At 62.7% G+C, this 1671-nt stretch carries 2 protein-coding genes; one reads left to right on the forward strand and one right to left on the reverse strand.

The features are described 5' to 3' along the window. Window positions 1-20 precede the first annotated feature (20 nt). Window positions 21-359, reverse strand: coding sequence for a hypothetical protein (locus ABNF93_RS34575; protein ID WP_349332485.1), 339 nt, complete (start codon window positions 357-359; stop codon window positions 21-23). A 120-nt stretch (window positions 360-479) separates the two neighbouring features. Between ABNF93_RS34575 and ABNF93_RS34580 the strand changes: the two genes are divergently transcribed. Beyond that, the gene (locus tag ABNF93_RS34580; protein ID WP_349332486.1) at window positions 480-1637 is read left to right on the forward strand and encodes an IS630 family transposase; all 1158 of its coding nucleotides are present in this window, start codon (window positions 480-482) and stop codon (window positions 1635-1637) included. Window positions 1638-1671: the final 34 nt, after the last annotated feature.

The following is a 1671-nucleotide window of genomic DNA, read 5'->3' on the forward strand; positions in this document are numbered from 1 at the left end:
TCGGAGGTCTACTCGGAGGTCTACTCGGTGGTCCAGGCGGTGGGGTCGGCGAGGTAGAGGCCGCAGGCGCAGTCGAGGGCCTCTTCGGGGGTGCCGATCGGGCTGCCGTTGGGTAGGTAGGAGTCTTCGTATTTGTCTTTGCTGGCGAGGTAGATGGCGAAGCCCCACTGGTTGGCGTAGCCGCTGTAGCGGAGCCGGCATAGCGGCTGGGTGGTCCCGTCACCGAGTTGGCCGTTGATGTAGGCGAACTTGCCGCGGAAGCGGACATCGACGCTTGCGAGGGCGGGCCAGCGCTCGGCGGCCCGTGCATGAACCTTGTACGAGAGTGAGGATTTCGTCGATTCCGGCGGTGTCGGCATGGGTTCCATGGTGCCGTAAGTTGCTTCTTTGGTGCTGTCGCCGGCGCGTCGCACCGGATCATGCATCTGACCCAATCATGATCGACAACTTCTTGTCGATCACGGAGGTGGTTGGGTCTCGTGGGTGTCTGCCAGGCCGCGAAAATCCAGTTGAGCGCATCTGAACGCAAACAGCTAGGGAAGATCGTCCGGGGTCATAAGAGTCCGGTCAGGGACAAGCTGCGTGCCCAAATCGTGCTGGATGCCGCCCGTGGCCTGTCAAACGCTGTGATCGCCGGTAGGAACCAGGTGGTCGTGGACACGGTGCGTAAATGGCGTGGCCGGTTCGCCGTGAAGAGGCTGGCGGGGTTGAAAGATCTGCCACGTTCGGGCCGTCCACCGGTGTTCACACCGGTGCAGGTGGCTGAGGTCAAAGCACTCGCCTGCCAGATGCCCGCTGATGCTGATGTGCCGTTGGCCCGGTGGAGCTGTCCAGAGCTGGCCCGCCACATCGTCGATGCCGGTGTCGCTGAGGCGATCTCGGTGGCCACGGTGCGGCGCTGGCTTGCCGCCGACGCGATCAAGCCCTGGCAGCACCGGTCCTGGATCTTCCCCCGTGACCCCGCCTTTGCGATCAAAGCCGCCCGGGTGCTCGACCTGTACTCCAGAGTGTGGGAAGGCGAACCACTCGGTGAGAACGAATATGTGATCTCCTCCGATGAGAAAACCTCCATCCAGGCCCGCTGCCGCTGCCACCCCAGCTTGCCGCCGGGCAAGGCCCGCATGATGCGGATCAACCACGACTACGAGCGCGGCGGAGCTACCGCCTACCTGGCCGCCTACGACGTTCACCGTGCCGGGGTGTTCGGACGCTGCGAACCGACGACCGGGATCAAGCCGTTCATGGCACTGGCCGAACAGGTGATGACCCAACAACCGTACGCCTCAGCCAAACGAGTGTTCTGGGTTGTCGACAACGGCTCCTCCCACCGCGGCAAGAAAGCGAGCAAACGGCTCGCCAAACGGTTCCCGAACGCAGTCATGGTGCATACCCCGGTCCACGCCTCGTGGTTGAACCAGGTGGAGATCTACTTCTCCGTCGTGCAACGCAAAGTCGTCTCACCCAACGACTTCACCGACCTCGCCGAAGTCAAAGACCGCCTGTTGGAGTTCGAGAAACGCTACAACGCGACTGCTCGACCGTTCCGATGGAAGTTCACCAGAAACGACCTCGATGATCTACTCGCCAGAGTCGACCAACATCAAGCAGCCGAGACCGTCCCCGCCGAAGCAGCCTGAACAACCCCTCGGCGAACTTACGAGCTCGACCACT

The organism is Actinopolymorpha sp. B9G3 (assembly GCF_040120725.1).
Lineage (GTDB): Bacteria > Actinomycetota > Actinomycetes > Propionibacteriales > Actinopolymorphaceae > Thermasporomyces.

Coding starts and splice junctions, on each gene's coding strand:
- ABNF93_RS34575 (WP_349332485.1), bottom strand. CDS start 359: ATGCCGACACCGCCGGAATCGACGAAATCCTCACTCTCGTACAAGGTT.